This window comes from Pseudomonas sp. S10E 269 (genome assembly GCF_002798465.1).
GTDB lineage: Bacteria > Pseudomonadota > Gammaproteobacteria > Pseudomonadales > Pseudomonadaceae > Aquipseudomonas > Aquipseudomonas pergaminensis.
In genome coordinates, this window is record NZ_PHIJ01000001.1 from 4,666,072 (window position 1) to 4,683,414 (window position 17,343).

Here is a 17,343-nt window from a genome sequence, read left to right on the forward strand (position 1 = left end):
ACAGCCGACCAGGATATTGGATCAGACCGGGGACATATCCGTTATTTGGGTAACGGCTGCTATGGGTTCCGCCCTTACGGCGGGTCACTTTGGAAAAGCCCCAAAGTAACCAAAGGGCTCTTGCCCCAACACTCGGCACCTCGCCTAGGCTCGGTGTGCCCGTAATCCGACAGGTATTTGGGGGGCCGCCGCCACGCGCCATCCATGGCGCGGGGCGGCTAAACCGGCATCCCTGCCGGTTTACCCCCCAAATCCCTGTCGAATTCCGGCCAGCGTGTTTGATGGGGCGCCTAGGATCAAAAGCGAGATCAAGATCAAGATCAAGAGCGGCTCGCTTCGCATCGTGGTTACCGTGGCTGCTACAGCGTTCTGTAGTTACCTGGCTGGACGGTGTTGTCAGCTCAATTCGAGCCAGATAGGCGCGTGGTCCGATGGCTTTTCCAGGCCGCGCAGGTCGTAGTCCACTCCGGCGTCCTTGACGCGCGGCATCAGGCCGTTGGAGGCCAGGATCACGTCGATCCGCAGTCCGCGCTTGGGCTCATCTTCAAAGCCGCGGCTGCGGTAGTCGAACCAGCTGAAGCGGTCGGCCACGTCCGGGTTGAGGTGACGGAAGCTGTCCACCAGGCCCCAGTTTTTCAGGCGGGCCATCCACTCGCGTTCTTCTGGCAGGAAGCTGCACTTGCCAGTCTTGAGCCAGCGCTTGGCGTTGTCGGCGCCGATGCCGATGTCGCAGTCTTCCGGGGAAATATTTACGTCGCCCATCACCACCAGTGCCTGGTCATTGCTGAACTGGCTTTCCAGCAGGTGCTGCAAGTCTTCATAGAAGCGCTGCTTGGCCGGGAATTTGGTGGGGTGGTCGCGGCTTTCGCCCTGGGGGAAGTAGCCGTTCATGATGGTGACCGGGTGGCCGTTCTCGTCGGCGAAGGTGCCCCAGATGAAGCGGCGCTGGGCGTCTTCTTCATCACTGGCAAAACCTTTGTGCACGCTCAAGGCTTCTTTGCGCGAGAGCATGGCCACGCCGTAGTGGCCTTTCTGCCCGTGGTAGTACACGTGATAGCCCAGGGCCTGTACTTCGGCGAGGGGGAACTGGTCGTCGTGGACCTTGGTTTCCTGCAGGCCGATCACGTCGGGCTGGTGCTTTTCAATCAGCGCCGCCAGCTGATGAGGGCGGGCGCGCAGCCCGTTGATATTGAAGGAGACGATTTTCATGGTCGGCTGTCCAGTCCTGGCAAAAGGGCGATGCTAGCGGACAAGTCGGACGGGGGCCAGCGTGGCGGTAGGCCAGATGCGCTGCTAATGTCTGGGAACGACTCGTGCTGCGTGGGTTCGTACCCATAAGAACGCCGCCTCCTGAGCGGTGCCCAGGGAGATTGATTGTATGCCTGACACCTCGACTGCCATTGCCGAAATCCGCCTGCTCAACAGCGGCTATTCCCGCGAGGCTCGTTCACTGCTGTACCAGGCCTATCGTCACGAGCCGACCTTTGCCTACATTTTCGAAGCCGAGCGCTCGGGTTACGAGCAGCGGGTACGCGCCACCGTGCGCGAGTTGGTCAAGCAGCATTTCTTTCAGAAACTGCCGGCCATTGGCCTGTTCGTCAACGACCGGCTGATCGGCATCGCCCTGATTGCGCCTCCGCAACGGCGCCTGGGCATCACCGAGAGCTGGGCCTGGCAATTGCGCATGTGGCTGAGCACCGGCGTGCGCGGGACGCGGCGCTACCTCGACTACCATCATGCAGTGCTGGCATGCCTGCCGAGTGAGTCGGTGCATGTGTTGCCATTGCTGGGGATTCACCCGCAATTCCAAGGCAAGCATTATGGCGAGCAGTTGCTGGAGGCCGTGCATAACTGGTGCGCCGAAGACCCGCACTCGGCCGGTGTGGTGCTCGATACGGGCAATTCACGCTACCTGGAGTTCTATAAACGTCAGGGCTACGAGGAAATTGGTGAAGTCGCTATAGGCCCCATCCTGGAACACGTGTTTTTTCATCCGAACCCCCAGCCGTTACATGCTGCAACGGCTTAGCGCAGAATTTTTCAGAATTGTCTGAGTTCTAAGTTTCTCCCCAGCTCGTGTAGCATCCGCGCCTATGAAGTTTCCAGGAAGATTTACCAGCGGCTTGGTTCTGCTGTTCACAAGCTGCGGCGCGTTTGCGCAAAGCGAATTGGACGTGCGGATCAAGCCTTCAAACGACGCGTTGAAAGCCAACATCGAAGGCTATATCGGCGGGGTCGGTGATCGTGATGAAGAGGCCCTGCTGCGGTTCAGCCGTGGCGCCGAGGAGCAGGCGCGCAAAGCCGCCCAGGCGCTGGGTTTCTATCAGCCACAGATCGAAAGTGATGTGAAGGGCGGCAAGAACCCGCGCCTGATCCTTACCATCGACCCCGGCGAGCCGGTGCATTTGCGTAACGTGACCATTCGGGTCGACGGCCCTGCCGCCGACCTCAAGGCCTTTCGCGTGCCCGTCAGCGACGACCTCAAATCCGGTGCCGTGCTCAACCACGGCCATTACGAAGACGCCAAGCGTCTGATCCAGAACCAGGCGTCGCGCTACGGCTTTTTCAGCGGACGCTTCACCCACCAGACACTTTCGGTAGACCCGCAGGCCGGTGTCGCCGATATCGAACTCATCTACGACAGCGGCCCGCGCTACACCCTTGGCAAGGTCAGCTTTGCCGGCGATACGCCGTTTGACGAAGAACTGCTGCAACGCATGGTGCCGTTCAAAAGCGGCACGCCCTACGACTCCGAACTGATCGCCGAACTCAACCAGAACCTGCAAGCCAGCGGCTTTTTCGAAGGCGTGCGCGTGGACGCTGCCCCGGCAGCCTCCAGCAATGACATCATCCCGGTCGCTGTGCGCCTCGAAACCCGCAAGCCGCGCACCATGGGCCTGGGCCTGGGTTTTTCCACCGACGTGGGGCCGCGCGGCAAAGCCAACTGGACCCGCCACTGGGTCAACCCCCAAGGGCACAGCTATGGCTGGGAAGCCGAGCTGTCGGCACCGCGCCAGAACGTCGGCCTGTGGTACGACATCCCGCTCGACCCGCCGCTCACCGACAAGCTGCGTTTCGCCGGTGGCTACCAGAATGAAGAAATCGCCAACACCGACACCCTGAGTAAATTGCTCACCCTCGGCCCCGAGTGGCACAGCAAGTTGCCCAGCGGCTGGACCCGGGTCATCTCGCTCAAGTACCAGCGCGAAGAATATCGCCTGGGCAATGACTCCGGCCTGAGCAACCTGGTGATGCCGGGGGTCAGCTACTCCTACCTGCGCAGTGACAACCGTATCGATCCGCACAACGGCTACCGCCTGCAATTCGATACCAAGGTGGCCAAGGAAGGCCTGGGGTCCGACACCAACCTGCTTTACGGCACGGCCATGGTCAAAGGCCTGACCACTTTGTGGGACAACCACCGCTTCCTGGCGCGTGCCCAGGTGGGCGGCAGTGCCACCAATGGCTACAAGTCGGTGCCGCCGTCGCTGCGCTTCTTTGCCGGTGGCGACCAGAGCGTGCGCGGCTACGAGTACCAGACGCTGTCGCCCGAGAACGACCGTGGCGACCGCATTGGTGGCCGCTATATGGTCGCCCTGAGCGCCGAGTACCAATATTCCATCGCCGAAAAATGGCGAATCGCGACCTTTATCGACCAGGGCAACTCGTTCAATACCCTGGAAATGCCCAGCCTGAAAACCGGCGTGGGCGTCGGTATTCGCTGGGTGTCTCCGGTCGGCCCGATCCGCCTTGACCTGGCCCATGCCCTCGAAGATCCGGGTGGCGTTCGATTGCACTTTTCCATGGGGCCTGAGCTGTGATGCGTGGTGTGAAAATAGCGGGGTTGGCCTTGGTGGCCATCCTCGCCGTGCTGTTACTGGCAGTGTGGGCGGTGCTCGGCACCCAGGCGGGCAGCCGCTGGGCCTTGGCACGCGTGCCGGGCTTGAGTGTCGACAATTTCCAGGGGCATCTGGGCGGCCAATGGAGCGCCGACCATTTGCTGTGGCAGCAGGACAGCAGCCGCGTCGAACTCCAGGCGCCGCAGTTCGACTGGTCACCGGCGTGCCTGTTGCGCATGACCTTGTGCATCGACCGCTTGGACGTGGAACAGGTCAGCTTGCAATTTCCACCGAGCACCGAAGACAGCAGCGGCCCCATCGCACTGCCTGACTTGAAGCTGCCCGTGGCCATCCAGTTGGGCGACGTGCGCGTCGGTAGCCTGCTGTTCAACGGCAGCGAAGAGCTCAAGGGCCTGCAACTGGCGGCGCATTGGACCGCCGCCGGTATGCAGATCGACTCGGTGCACCTGCAGCGCGATGGCCTGGTGCTGGATCTGGCTGGCCTGCTGCAACCCACCGGCGACTGGCCGTTGAGCGCCAGCGGTAATCTGAGCCTGCCCTACGCGCCAGGTGATGCACCCTGGAAGGTGGCGCTCAAGGTTGAGGGCAACCTGCTCAAGACCCTCAAGCTTGACGCCGACAGCACGGGCTATTTGCCGGCCAAGCTCACGGGGGAACTTCAACCCCTGGTGGAAAACCTCCCAGCGCAATTACACATCACCGCCGACGGCTTCAAGCCCAGCGCCGAGCTGCCCGACACCCTGCAACTCAATCAACTCGACCTCACCGCCCAAGGTGATTTGAGCCGTGGCTACCAACTGCTGGGCAAAGCCGTGCTGCCGGCGGAAAAAGGCCCGGTGGACTTGCTTCTGCAAGGCAAGGTCGACGCCAAGGGTGCACAGATCGCCGGCCTGGACCTGAATGCCGGTGACAAGCAAACCCTCAAGCTCACGGCCCAGCTGGACTGGCAACAAGGCTTCAGTGCCGACGCCAAGATCGATTGGCTGGACTTCCCCTGGCATCGCCTCTATCCGGTGATCGACGAGCCGCAAGTCACCCTGCGTACGTTCAATGGCGAGATTTCCTATAAAGACGGCAACTACCTGGGCAATCTCAAGGCCGACCTTGATGGCCCGGCGGGCAAGTTCAATGTGGTCACGCCGTTCAGTGGCGACCTCACGCAAATCTTCCTGCCCGAGCTGAAACTCACCGCCGGCCAAGGCAAGGCCGAAGGCCACCTGAACCTGCAATTTGCCGATGGCATTGCCTGGGACACGGCCCTCGACCTGTCGGCGCTGAACCCGGCATATTGGGTGGCCGAACTGCCCGGCACCCTGGCAGGGCCGTTGCGCAGCAAGGGCGCGTTCAAGAACGAGCAACTCAAGCTCAATGCCGACCTCGACCTCAAGGGCCGCCTGCGCGGGCAAACCGCGGTGCTGGCGGCCAAGGCCGAAGGCGCGGGCGAGCAGTGGACCCTGGCCAACCTGGACATCCGCCTCGGCGACAACCGCATCAACGGCAGTGGCAGCCTGCAACAACGCCTGGCCGGGCAGATCGATATCAAGCTGGCGCGCCTGGCCCAGTTGTGGCCGCAGTTGCGCGGCCAGGTCAATGGCCGGCTCGACGTGGCTGGCAGCCTCAACGCGCCTCAGGGCAAACTCGCCCTCAAGGGCCAGCAACTGGCGTTTGCCGAGAACCGCCTGCAAAGCCTCACCCTCGATGCCAACCTGGATAATGCCCAGCGCGCCAAAATCGACCTCAAGGGCAGCGGTATCCAGGCCGGCGACACCCAGGTCGGCACCCTGACGGCCAGCGCCCAGGGCGATATCAAGAACCAGAAAGTCCAACTGGACCTGGCCGGCCCGTTGGTCAAGCTGGCCCTGGCATTGGACGGCAATCTCGACAAAGGCAATTGGCGCGGGCGCCTGGCCAGTGGTGATGTACAGGCCGGTGGCCAGGACTGGAAACTGCAGGCGCCGGCAAAGATCGAGCGCATGGCCGATGGCAAGCTCACCTTTGCCGCGCATTGCTGGGTGTCCGGGCCCGCCAGCCTGTGTGGCGAAGACCAGCGTCTGATGCCCGAGCCGAAGCTGCGCTACCACCTCAAGCAATTCCCCATCGACAGCCTGGCGGCATTCCTGCCCAAGGATTTTGCCTGGCAGGGCAAGCTCAACGCCGACCTGCAACTGGACCTCCCGGACAGCGGCCCCAAAGGCGTGGTTTCGGTGGACGCCAGTGGCGGCACCCTGCGCGTCAAGGACAAGGACCAGTGGCTGGATTTCCCGTACGACACCTTGAAGCTCGTAACCACCCTTAACCCCAAGCGCATCGACACGCAGCTCAACTTCCGTGGCGGCAAGTTGGGTGAATTGATGGTGCAGGCGCAAATCAACCCGTTGCCGAAGAACAAGCCGATCACCGGCAATTTCAACCTGGCCGGCCTTGACCTTTCCGTGGCGCGGCCGTTTGTGCCGATGGTGGAAACCCTCAGCGGCAAGCTCAATGGTAATGGCCGTATTTCCGGTGGTTTGCTGGCACCCCAGGTCAACGGCAACGTGAACCTGGTGGGCGGCGAGGTATCCGGTCCGGAACTGCCGATCAGCCTGGAAGGCCTGAATGTGCAAGCGCTGATCGCGGGCGAAAGCGTGCAGCTCAACGGCGCCTGGCACAGTGGCAAGGTGGGGCAGGGCAGCCTCAAGGGCCAGATTGACTGGGGCCAGGCGCTGGTGGTGGACCTGAGCTTGCAGGGCACGCAACTGCCGGTCACGGTCGAGCCTTACGCCGTGCTGGAGGTGGCGCCCGACCTGAAGATCAGCCTGAAGAACGACAAGCTGGCGGTTGCCGGCAAGGTGCACATCCCACGTGGCGATATCACCGTGCGCGAGTTGCCGCCGTCCACCGTCAAGGTCTCCGATGACACGGTGATCGTCGGCAGCCAGACCGAAGAGGGCAAGCCGCCGATGGCGATGGCCATGGACATCGACGTGGTAGTGGGCGAGGACAAGCTCAACTTCTCGGGCTTTGGCCTCACCGCCAAGGTACAGGGCCATGTGCACATCGGCGACAACCTCGACACCCGTGGCGAGCTTTGGCTCAACGATGGCCGCTACCGTGCCTATGGGCAGCGCCTGGATGTGCGCCGTGCGCGGCTGCTATTTACGGGGCCGCTCGATCAACCGTTCCTGGATGTTGAGGCGGTGCGCCTCGTCACCGAGCCCTCCAGGACGGTGACTGCAGGTATTCGCCTGAGTGGCAGCGCCGAACAGCCGACCACGCAGGTTTTCTCCGAGCCCGCGATGGCTCAGGAGGATGCGCTGTCTTATCTGGTGCTGGGACGTTCGCGCAACAACACCGGTGAAGACAACAATATGCTGGCCGAAGCGGCCTTGGGCCTTGGCCTGATGGGCAGTGCTGGAGTGACTTCAGATATTGCCACTAAGCTGGGTATCCAGGACTTCGACCTCGACACTCAAGGCTCCGGAAACAACACATCTGTTGTCGCCAGCGGCAAGATCACCGAAAAACTCAGCCTGCGTTACGGGGTGGGGGTGTTCGAGCCGGCCAGTACCATTGCCTTGCGCTACCTGTTGAGCAAAAAGGTGTACCTGGAGGTGGCGAGCGGCGTGGCCAGCTCCCTGGACATCTTCTACAAGCGCGATTTCTAACCCCCACCAACCGTGTAGGCGCCGGCAATCCGGCGCCTACAGTCTTGTGCATCCCGCCGTTTGTCCGCCAGATACCAAGCAAGCTAATAATTCCATTTGACATTCGCTGCCTAAGCAGTAACATCTTGTCATACATTCACTGCCTAGGCAGTAATAAGGTGACTTCCGATGCCCCACTTCACCCCTGACAGCTTTCGCAACTGCCATCTCGGCCTGCTCCTGGGCCGGGCGGCGCTGCTCAAGGACCGCATTATCGACACCCATATGGAACCGCACGGCGTGACTGCCGCGCAGTTCAAAGTGTTGATCATCATTGCCCAGTTCGACGTCGATACCCCGGCGGAGCTGTGCCGCAACCTGTCCCTGGACAGTGGCTCCATGACCCGCATGCTCGATCGCCTGGAGCAAAAGGGCTTGCTGGCGCGCCAGCGTTCCGAGCAGGACCGGCGCCAGGTGCGGCTGGTCCTCACGGAAGACGGCCAGCGCCTGGCAGACATGCTGCCGCACATCGGCGCCCAGTCGATGAACGAGCTGGCCGGCGCCCTGGAGCCTGGCGAGCTGCAAACCCTGGAAAAAATCCTCAAGAAAATTCTCGTCGCAGCCGGTGACGCCATCGTCATCCAGCGGGTAGGTAACTCATGAACACACGCGCATTCAGCCTGGTGCTGGTGGCGATGACACTGGCCGGTTGTGCCAACTACAGTGGCCTCGACACCCAAGGCAAACGCCTCGACGCCAACACCCTGCAAACCGGTAAGTCCCTGAGCGGCATGACCCTGTCGAGCGCTGCCTGGCCGACCGCCGACTGGTGGAAAAGCCTCGGCGACCCACAGCTCGACGGCCTGATCCAGGAAGCCCTGCAAAACAGCCCCGATATGCAAGTCTCCAGCGCCCGTGCCCACCAGGCCGAAGCCGCTGCCTACGCCGCCAACGCCGAGCGCATGCCGACCCTCGACGCCAGCGCCGGTGTCAGCCGCTCGCGCCTGGCCAAAGACCAGGACCCGCGCGGTGAAGGCGATGCTTATTCGACCGTGCGCAACATCGGCGCCAGCTTCAACTACAACTTCGACCTCTGGGGCGGCCAGCGGGCTGCCTGGGAAGCTGCCTTGGGTGAGGCGCGTGCCGCCCAAGTCGACCAGCAGGCGGCACGCCTGACCCTGGCCGCCAACGTGGCCAAGGCCTACAGCGACCTGGGCCAGGCCCATATCGTGCGGGACCTGGCCAATGACGACCTCAAGCGCACCCGGCAGATGCTCGACCTGGGCAAGCGTCGCCTGAACTCGGGCATCGACAGCCAGTACCAGTTCCAGCAGACCGAAAGCCTTGAAGCCAGCGCCCAATCGCAACTGATCGACGCGGAAAAACAACTGCAAAGCGCCAAGATTGCCTTGGCGGTGTTGCTTGGCAAAGGCCCGGACCGGGGCAGTGAACTGGCGCGGCCCGCCGTGCTGAAACCCAGCGCCGTCGCGGTGCCATCCGTGCTGCCGGCCGAGCTGCTTGGCCGTCGCCCGGACCTGATTGCCGCGCGCTGGCGTGTGGAGGCGGCCGGCAAGAACATTGATGCGAGCAAGACCCGCTTCTATCCCAATCTCAACCTGAGCGCGAGTGCCGGGGCCGAGTCGTTGCTGGGGGATGCGATGTTCGGATCGGCCAGCCGCTTCTTCAACATTGCGCCGACGATCTCGCTGCCGATCTTCGACGGCGGCCGCCTGCGTGCCGACCTCGACGCCCGTGACGCCGACTACGACCTGGCGGTGGCGCAGTACAACAAGACCCTGGTGCAAGCCCTGGGCGATATCGGCAACACCCTTTCGCAACTGCGCGACACCGGCCGGCAGATCCAGGCCCAGCAACACGCCGCGGACATTGCCCAGCAGTCCTACGACACCGGCGTGCAGCGCTACAGCTCCGGGATCGGTAACTACTTGGATGTGCTGAGCATCGAGCAGCAATTGCTGCAGGCCCAGCGCCAGCTGGCGACCCTGAATGCGGCGCAGATCGACCTGTCGATTCAATTGATGCAGGCCCTGGGCGGCGGCTACAGCGCCGACAACGTGGCAGCGACCACCCCAGCCACACGCACGGAATAATTTGAGGTATTTGTCATGGCCACTGCCGAAAACACCAACGCAACCGAACAACCCAAAGACAACAACCCACGCAAACGCAAAGTGATGCTGATCGGCCTGGCGCTGATCGTCATCCTCGCCGTGGTCGGCGTGTGGGGCTGGTATGAGCTCTACGGCCGTTTCAACGAAAGCACCGACGACGCCTACGTGAACGGCAACGTGGTGGAAATCACCCCGTTGGTCACCGGCACCGTGGTCAGCATCGGCGCCGATGATGGCGACCTGGTCCACGAAGGCCAGGTGCTGATCAACTTCGACCCGAACGACGCCGCTGTCGGCCTGCAAAGTGCCCAGGCCAACCTGGCCCGTACCGTGCGCCAAGTGCGCGGCCTGTACAGCAACGTCGACGGCATGAAGGCCCAGGTCAATGCACAGAAAGCCGACGTGCAAACCGCCCAGGACAACTTCAATCGTCGTAAAACCCTGGCCCAGGGCGGGGCGATTTCCCAGGAGGAGCTGTCTCATGCCCGTGACAGCCTCACTGCGGCCAAAAACGCCCTGACCAACCTTGAGCAGCAACTCAAAACCACCAATGCGTTGGTGGACGACACAGTGATCAGTTCCCACCCGGATGTGCAGGCCGCTGCCGCGCAATTGCGCCAGGCCTACCTGACCAATGCGCGCAGCACCTTGATCGCACCGGTCACTGGCTACGTGGCCAAACGCACCGTGCAACTGGGCCAGCGCGTCCAGCCGGGCACCGCGTTGATGGCGGTGATCCCGCTGAACCAGCTGTGGATCGATGCCAACTTCAAGGAAACCCAACTGCGCAATATGCGTATCGGCCAACCCGTGGACATCGAGTCGGACATCTACGGCAGTGACGTGAAGTTCAGCGGTACCGTGGACAGCCTGGGTGCCGGTACCGGCAGTGCGTTTGCCCTGCTGCCGGCGCAGAACGCCACCGGTAACTGGATCAAGATCGTGCAACGCGTACCGGTGCGCATCCACGTCAACGCCGACGAGTTGGCCAAGCACCCACTGCGCGTGGGCTTGAGCACCGTGGTCAACGTGGACCTGCATGACCAGAGCGGCCCGGTACTGGCGCAACAGCCCCCACAAAAGGCCTCGTTCACCACCAACGTGTATGACCGCCAATTGGCCGAGGCTGACGCCATGATCAACCAGTTGATCCATGACAACAGCACCGCCGCACCCAAGGCTGCGCAACGCTGATGAGCAATAACGCCTCCTTCACGCCACCCAGCCTGTTGATGGCCACTATTGGCCTGTCGCTGGCGACCTTCATGCAGGTGCTCGACACCACCATCGCCAACGTGGCGTTGCCGACCATTTCCGGCAACCTTGGCGTGAGTTCGGAGCAGGGCACCTGGGTCATCACCTCGTTTGCGGTGAGCAACGCCATCGCCTTGCCGCTCACCGGTTGGCTCAGCCGCCGGTTTGGCGAGGTGAAGCTGTTCTTGTGGGCGACCCTGCTGTTTGTGCTGGCGTCGTTCCTCTGTGGTATTTCCACCTCGATGCCGGAGCTGATTGCGTTTCGGGTCATACAAGGCCTGGTGGCCGGGCCGTTGTACCCAATGACCCAGACGCTGTTGATCGCCGTGTACCCACCGGCGAGGCGAGGCATGGCCCTGGCGCTGTTGGCGATGGTCACGGTGGTGGCGCCGATTGCGGGGCCGATCCTCGGCGGCTGGATCACCGACAGCTACAGCTGGCCGTGGATCTTCTTTATCAACGTGCCCATCGGCATCTTTGCGGTGATGGTGGTGCGTTCACAATTGAAGAAACGCCCGGTGGTCACCAGTTTCCAGCCAATGGACTATGTGGGGCTGTTGAGCCTGATCGTCGGGGTCGGCGCCTTGCAGATCATCCTCGACAAGGGCAACGACCTGGATTGGTTCGAATCCAACTTCATCATCATTGGCGCGGCGATTTCGGTGATTGCCCTGGCGGTGTTTATCATCTGGGAGCTCACCGACAAACACCCGGTGGTCAACCTGCGGCTGTTTGCGTACCGTAACTTTCGCATCGGCACCATCGTGTTGATCCTCGGTTACGCGGGCTTCTTCGGCATCAACCTGATCTTGCCGCAGTGGTTGCAGACCCAGATGGGCTACACCGCCACCTGGGCCGGCCTGGCAGTGGCGCCGATCGGCATCTTGCCGGTGCTGATGTCGCCGTTTGTCGGCAAGTACGCGCACAAGTTCGACCTGCGCCTGCTGGCGGGCCTGGCGTTCCTGGCGATTGGCTTGAGCTGCTTCATGCGGGCGGGCTTCACCAATGAGGTGGACTTCCAGCATATCGCCCTGGTGCAGCTGTTCATGGGTATCGGTGTGGCGCTGTTCTTCATGCCGACCTTGAGCATCCTGATGTCCGACCTGCCGCCGAGCCAGATTGCCGACGGTGCGGGCTTGGCGACTTTCCTGCGGACCCTGGGCGGCAGCTTTGCGGCGTCGCTGACCACCTGGATCTGGATTCGCCGGGCGGACCAGCACCATGCGTACATGAGCGAGAACATGACCACCTACGACTCCGCGACCCGCGATGCCTTGCAGGCGCTGGGCGGGGCAGGGCAGAAGGCCTACACGCAGCTGGACCAGATCCTCACCAGCCAGGCGTACATGATGTCCACCGTGGATTACTTCACGTTGCTGGGGTGGATGTTCATGGGGTTGATGCTGCTGGTGTGGCTGGCCAAGCCGCCGTTTGGCGCCAAGGCAGGGCCGGAGGCTTCCGGCCACTGATCCGCAAGGGCTGGAATGCAATCAACTGTGGGAGGGGGCTTGCCCCCGATCGCGGTGGCTCAGTCAAAAATATGCTGACAGATCCACAGCCATCGGGGGCAAGCCCCTCCCACATTTTGATCTCTTTTCACGGGGGATCTGGGGTGTTGGTGGCTCAAGCCCCAGGCAACGCCAATTGCGGATTGACCAAGTCAAACGCCGCCAACTGAAACCCTTGCTCATCCACCTGCAACGCCCAGCCCTGCTTGTCCCAATCCCCCAGCACAATGCGCTTGGCCGCCTGGTCGCCAATCTGCAGCTTGTGAATGGCGGGGCGGTGGGTGTGGCCGTGGACCAGGGTGCGCACGCCAAACTGCTGCATCACCCGGGGCACTTCCTCGGGGGTTACATCGACGATGTCGTTGGCCTTCATGCGTGTCTGTGCACGGCTCTCACTGCGCAGCTTGCGTGCCAGTTTATGGCGCGTGCCCAGCGGCAGGTGCCGCAGGATAAACAGCACGATCGGGTTATGCAGGATGCGCCGCAGCTTCATATAGCCGACGTCGCGGGTGCAGAGGCTGTCGCCGTGCATCAATAGCACGGGCTCGCCATGGAGCTGCACGACACTCGGGTCCTTGAGCAAGGTGGCACCTGCTGCTTTGCAGAACGCCTTGCCGATCAGGAAATCGCGGTTGCCGTGCATGATGAAAATCGGGGTGCCGCTGTCGCTCAGCTCGCGCAGAGCCTCGCAGATCGAACGCTGGAAGGGGGTCATCCCATCGTCGCCAATCCAGGCTTCAAAGAAGTCCCCCAGAATGTACAACGCCTGGGCGCCACGAGCGCGGTGGTGGAGCAGATCCAGAAACGCCCGGGAAATATCCGGGCGCTCCTCTTCCAGATGCAAATCTGAAATCAGCAATATCACCCAACGATCTCGGCTTTCTCGACGATCACGTCGTCTACCGGAACGTCCTGGTGACCGGCTTTACCGGTGGTCTGCACGCCTTTGATCTTGTCGACGACGTCCTGGCCTTCGGTGACTTTACCGAATACCGCGTAGCCCCAGCCCTGCACGTTCTTGCCGCTGTGGTTCAGGAAGGCGTTGTCGGCGACGTTGATGAAAAACTGCGCGGAGGCCGAATGCGGCTCCATGGTACGGGCCATGGCGACGGTGTACTTGTCGTTGGAAAGGCCGTTGTCCGCTTCGTTCTGGATGCTTGGACGCTTGTCTTTCTTTTCTTTCATGCCAGGCTCGAAACCGCCGCCCTGGATCATGAAGTTGCCGATGACACGGTGGAAAACGGTGTTTTCGTAGTGGCCGGCGTTCACGTACTCGATGAAGTTGGCGACGGTGATCGGCGCTTTCTCGGCGTTCAGCTCGATGACGATGTCACCGTGGTTGGTGGTCAGTTTGACTTGAGTCATGTTCACTACTCTTTTCAGGGAATTCGTGGGTTTGGGTGCCTGGGCACCACGACCGGTATGGCGAAACTGCGGCCAAGGGGCGCAGTTTAGCGTGCCCGGCGGGAATTTCGAGGTGGTTTTTTACCGCCTGTGCAATAAATGCTGCAGTTTTCGGTGCTGCCCTGTCAGGTGCTTGACAGCATCGGCTATGATATCGCCTTTGTTTTATCTGGCCTCACCCGGCCACGAACCTGTCTGTTCAAGGATCCTATGAGCAAGCCCACTGTCGACCCTACCTCGAATGCCAAGGCCGGACCTGCCGTCCCGGTCAATTTCCTGCGCCCGATCATCCAGGCGGACCTGGATTCGGGCAAGCACACGCAGATCGTCACCCGCTTCCCGCCAGAGCCCAACGGCTACCTGCACATCGGTCACGCCAAGTCGATCTGTGTGAACTTCGGCCTGGCCCAGGAGTTCGGTGGCGTCACGCACCTGCGTTTCGACGACACCAACCCGGCCAAGGAAGACCAGGAATATATCGACGCCATCGAAAGCGACATCAAGTGGCTGGGTTTCGAATGGTCCGGTGAAGTGCGCTATGCCTCGAAGTATTTCGACCAGTTGTTCGACTGGGCCGTCGAGCTGATCAAGGCCGGCAAGGCCTACGTCGACGACCTGACCCCGGAGCAGGCCAAGGAATACCGCGGCACCCTGACCGAGCCGGGCAAGAACAGCCCGTTCCGCGACCGTTCGGTAGAAGAGAACCTTGACTGGTTCGCCCGCATGCGCGCCGGTGAGTTCCCGGACGGCGCTCGCGTGCTGCGCGCCAAGATCGACATGGCCTCGCCGAACATGAACCTGCGCGACCCGATCATGTACCGCATCCGCCACGCCCATCACCACCAGACGGGCGACAAGTGGTGCATCTACCCGAACTACGACTTCACCCACGGCCAATCGGACGCCATCGAAGGCATCACCCACTCCATCTGCACCCTGGAGTTTGAAAGCCACCGTCCGCTGTACGAATGGTTCCTCGACAGCCTGCCGGTACCGGCGCACCCGCGTCAGTACGAGTTCAGCCGCCTGAACCTGAACTACACCATCACCAGCAAGCGCAAGCTCAAGCAACTGGTCGATGAAAAGCACGTCAACGGCTGGGACGACCCGCGCATGTCGACGCTCTCGGGTTTCCGCCGTCGCGGCTACACCCCGGCATCGATCCGCAACTTCTGCGACATGGTCGGCACCAACCGTTCCGACGGCGTGGTCGACTTTGGCATGCTCGAATTCAGTATCCGCCAGGACCTCGACGCCAACGCCCCGCGCGCCATGTGCGTGCTGCGTCCGTTGAAAGTCGTGATCACCAACTACCCGGAAGACAAGGTCGACCACCTCGAGCTGCCACGTCATCCGCAAAAAGCAGAACTCGGCGTGCGCAAGCTGCCGTTCGCCCGTGAAATCTACATCGACCGCGATGACTTCATGGAAGAGCCGCCAAAGGGCTACAAGCGCCTGGAGCCGAACGGCGAAGTGCGCCTGCGCGGCAGCTACGTGATCCGTGCCGACGAAGCGATCAAGGACGCCGATGGCAACATCGTCGAACTGCGTTGCTCCTACGACCCGGAAACACTGGGTAAGAACCCTGAAGGCCGCAAGGTCAAGGGCGTGATCCACTGGGTGCCAGCCGCGGCCAGCATCGAGTGCGAAGTGCGTTTGTACGATCGCCTGTTCCGCTCGCCGAACCCTGAAAAGGCCGAAGACAGCGCCAGTTTCCTCGACAACATCAACCCTGACTCCCTGCAAGTACTCACTGGTTGTCGTGCCGAGCCATCGCTTGGCGACGCACAGCCGGAAGACCGTTTCCAGTTCGAGCGCGAAGGTTACTTCTGCGCGGATATCAAGGACTCGAAACCAGGTCAGCCGGTATTCAACCGTACCGTGACCTTGCGTGATTCGTGGGGCCAGTGATTCTCTAAGGAAGCCGTTGTGCTAACGATCTACAACACACTCAGCAAGACCAAAGAAGTCTTCAAGCCGCTGGATGGCAACAAGGTGCGCATGTACGTGTGCGGCATGACCGTGTACGACTACTGCCACATCGGCCACGGCCGCAGCATGGTTGCCTTCGACCTGGTGACCCGCTGGTTGCGTTTCAGCGGCTATGACTTGACCTATGTGCGCAACATCACCGACATCGACGACAAGATCATCAACCGCGCCAATGAAAACGGCGAGTCGTTCGACGCGCTGACCGAGCGCATGATCGCCGCGATGCACGAGGACGAGGCCCGCCTCAACATCCTCAAGCCGGACATGGAACCGCGTGCCACGGACCACATCCCGGGCATGCACGCGATGATCCAGACCCTGATCGACAAGGGTTATGCCTACGCCCCAGGCAACGGCGACGTGTACTACCGCGTCGCCAAGTTCATGGGCTACGGCAAGCTGTCACGCAAGAAAATCGAAGACCTGCGCATCGGCGCACGTATCGAAGTCGACGAAGCCAAGCAGGACCCGCTCGACTTCGTTCTGTGGAAAGGCACCAAGCCCGGCGAGCCGAGCTGGGAATCGCCGTGGGGCGCCGGGCGTCCGGGCTGGCACATTGAATGCTCGGTGATGTCCACCTGCTGCCTGGGCGAGACCTTCGACATTCATGGCGGCGGCAGCGACCTTGAGTTCCCGCACCACGAAAACGAAATCGCCCAAAGCGAGGCCGCCACCGGCAAGACTTACGCCAACGCCTGGATGCACTGCGGCATGATCCGCATCAATGGCGAGAAGATGTCCAAGTCCTTGAACAACTTCTTCACCATCCGCGACGTGCTGGCAAAGTACCATCCGGAAGTCGTGCGTTATCTGCTGGTGTCGAGCCACTACCGCAGCGCCATCAACTACTCGGAAGACAACCTCAAGGACGCCAAGGGCGCCCTGGAGCGTTTCTACCACGCATTGAAAGGCCTGCCAGCCGTGGCACCGGCCGGCGGCGAAGCCTTCGTCGCACGGTTTACCGAAGTCATGAACGACGACTTCGGCACCCCGGAAGCCTGCGCGGTGCTGTTCGAGATGGTGCGCGAGATCAACCGTTTGCGTGAGAGCGATCTTGATGCGGCGGCGGGTCTGGCGGCGCGCTTGAAAGAACTGGCCAGCGTGCTGGGGGTTCTGCAAATGAAGCCTGAAGATTTCCTGCAAGCCGGCGCCGAAGGGCGTGTGGATGCGGCTGAAGTGGATGCGTTGATCCAGGCGCGTCTGGCTGCGCGTGCCAATAAAGACTGGGCGGAATCCGACCGTATCCGCGACCAACTGACCGCGATGGGTGTGGTGTTGGAAGACGGGAAGGGCGGGACGACGTGGCGGTTGGCTGATCAGGCCTGATCGATAAACGCTGAACGAAAAACGCCCCGAGTGGTTCGGGGCGTTTTTTTGCACACCGTTTTAACGGCTCACTCGATCCACTGTGGGAGCTGGCTTGCCTGCGATGACGGAGTGCCAGTCACCGAAGATGCAGACTGATATTCCGCTATCGCTGGCAAGCCAGCTCCCACATTTTTTACGGTGCCTGCTTCATTCAGTTGCTGATCCACGCCTCACGTAAAAATCATCCGGCACCATTCGCAAC

Annotated in this window: 12 protein-coding genes; 9 read left to right on the plus strand and 3 right to left on the minus strand. The window is 61.7% G+C overall.

What is annotated here, in order from left to right; translation table 11 throughout:
* Positions 1 to 396 precede the first annotated feature (396 nt).
* Positions 397 to 1,209 (minus strand): exodeoxyribonuclease III, encoded by an 813-nt coding sequence (gene xthA, locus CWC48_RS21765; protein WP_100490284.1) that lies wholly within the window; start codon positions 1,207 to 1,209, stop codon positions 397 to 399.
* A gap of 169 nt (positions 1,210 to 1,378) precedes the next feature.
* Between xthA and CWC48_RS21770 the strand changes: the two genes are divergently transcribed.
* From CWC48_RS21770 to CWC48_RS21800, 7 genes are all read left to right on the plus strand, one after another.
* On the plus strand, positions 1,379 to 2,029 hold the full coding sequence (locus CWC48_RS21770; protein WP_078049234.1) for an N-acetyltransferase: 651 nt from the start codon (positions 1,379 to 1,381) through the stop codon (positions 2,027 to 2,029).
* 64 nt (positions 2,030 to 2,093) lie between these two features.
* Positions 2,094 to 3,821 carry an autotransporter assembly complex family protein gene (locus CWC48_RS21775; RefSeq protein WP_078049233.1) on the plus strand — a complete coding sequence of 576 codons (1,728 nt, stop codon included), beginning with the start codon at positions 2,094 to 2,096 and terminating at the stop codon, positions 3,819 to 3,821.
* Positions 3,821 to 7,504: a translocation/assembly module TamB domain-containing protein gene (locus CWC48_RS21780; RefSeq protein WP_100490285.1), complete on the plus strand. Its 3,684-nt coding sequence runs from the start codon at positions 3,821 to 3,823 to the stop codon at positions 7,502 to 7,504. The genes CWC48_RS21775 and CWC48_RS21780 overlap by 1 nt, the downstream gene beginning before the upstream one ends.
* A 168-nt stretch (positions 7,505 to 7,672) precedes the next feature.
* The gene (locus CWC48_RS21785; RefSeq protein WP_078049231.1) at positions 7,673 to 8,146 is read left to right on the plus strand and encodes a MarR family winged helix-turn-helix transcriptional regulator; all 474 of its coding nucleotides are present in this window, start codon (positions 7,673 to 7,675) and stop codon (positions 8,144 to 8,146) included.
* Positions 8,143 to 9,594: an efflux transporter outer membrane subunit gene (locus CWC48_RS21790; RefSeq protein WP_100490286.1), complete on the plus strand. Its 1,452-nt coding sequence runs from the start codon at positions 8,143 to 8,145 to the stop codon at positions 9,592 to 9,594. Before CWC48_RS21785 ends, CWC48_RS21790 begins: the two co-directional genes overlap by 4 nt.
* A 15-nt stretch (positions 9,595 to 9,609) precedes the next feature.
* Positions 9,610 to 10,809 (plus strand): efflux RND transporter periplasmic adaptor subunit, encoded by a 1,200-nt coding sequence (locus tag CWC48_RS21795; protein ID WP_078049229.1) that lies wholly within the window; start codon positions 9,610 to 9,612, stop codon positions 10,807 to 10,809.
* Positions 10,809 to 12,338 carry a DHA2 family efflux MFS transporter permease subunit gene (locus tag CWC48_RS21800; RefSeq protein ID WP_078049228.1) on the plus strand — a complete coding sequence of 510 codons (1,530 nt, stop codon included), beginning with the start codon at positions 10,809 to 10,811 and terminating at the stop codon, positions 12,336 to 12,338. Before CWC48_RS21795 ends, CWC48_RS21800 begins: the two co-directional genes overlap by 1 nt.
* Before the next feature lie 154 nt (positions 12,339 to 12,492).
* Here the strand turns inward: CWC48_RS21800 and lpxH are convergent, their stop codons facing one another.
* Together lpxH and CWC48_RS21810 are read right to left on the minus strand one after the other, a co-directional pair.
* Positions 12,493 to 13,242: a UDP-2,3-diacylglucosamine diphosphatase gene (gene lpxH / locus CWC48_RS21805; RefSeq protein WP_100490287.1), complete on the minus strand. Its 750-nt coding sequence runs from the start codon at positions 13,240 to 13,242 to the stop codon at positions 12,493 to 12,495.
* The gene (locus CWC48_RS21810) at positions 13,239 to 13,742 is read right to left on the minus strand and encodes a peptidylprolyl isomerase (protein ID WP_078049226.1); all 504 of its coding nucleotides are present in this window, start codon (positions 13,740 to 13,742) and stop codon (positions 13,239 to 13,241) included. The genes lpxH and CWC48_RS21810 overlap by 4 nt, the downstream gene beginning before the upstream one ends.
* Before the next feature lie 249 nt (positions 13,743 to 13,991).
* Here CWC48_RS21810 and CWC48_RS21815 point away from each other — a divergent pair, with 249 nt between their 5' ends.
* On the plus strand, positions 13,992 to 15,692 hold the full coding sequence (locus tag CWC48_RS21815) for a glutamine--tRNA ligase/YqeY domain fusion protein (RefSeq protein WP_100492439.1): 1,701 nt from the start codon (positions 13,992 to 13,994) through the stop codon (positions 15,690 to 15,692).
* Between the two features lie 18 nt (positions 15,693 to 15,710).
* Complete coding sequence (gene cysS, locus CWC48_RS21820; RefSeq protein ID WP_100490288.1) at positions 15,711 to 17,099, plus strand: cysteine--tRNA ligase; 1,389 nt, start codon at positions 15,711 to 15,713, stop codon at positions 17,097 to 17,099.
* Positions 17,100 to 17,343: the final 244 nt, after the last annotated feature.